The sequence below is a fragment of the Vibrio marinisediminis genome, from assembly GCF_014050145.1.
In the GTDB taxonomy this organism is placed as follows: domain Bacteria; phylum Pseudomonadota; class Gammaproteobacteria; order Enterobacterales; family Vibrionaceae; genus Vibrio; species Vibrio marinisediminis.
This window is the reverse complement of record NZ_JACFYF010000471.1, coordinates 1-220: the sequence shown is the minus strand read 5'-3', so window position 1 is coordinate 220 and position 220 is coordinate 1. Positions and strand designations below refer to the sequence as shown.

The following is a 220-nucleotide window of genomic DNA, read 5'->3' as shown; positions in this document are numbered from 1 at the left end:
CGCTTCGGCTATCGCCTCGAGTTGACGGCGAAAGGGCCCCTGGTGCGGCATGGCGACAGCGGCTTCAGTCAGAAGTCGGCCGACGGTCAGGGCTCCCACTACTACAGCCAACCCTTCTGGCATATCGAGGGCGAGGTGACCCTGGCCGGCGAGACACGCGAGGTCAGCGGCCGAGGCTGGCTCGACCGCGAATGGAGCAGCCAGCTGCTGAGCCCCGACC

1 protein-coding gene is annotated in these 220 nt (G+C 67.7%); it reads left to right on the top strand.

What is annotated here, in order from left to right; all coding sequences use genetic code 11:
- Positions 1-220, top strand: a 220-nt coding sequence (locus H2O73_RS21775) for a lipocalin-like domain-containing protein (RefSeq protein ID WP_182110878.1), incomplete at both ends; no start/stop codon positions are given.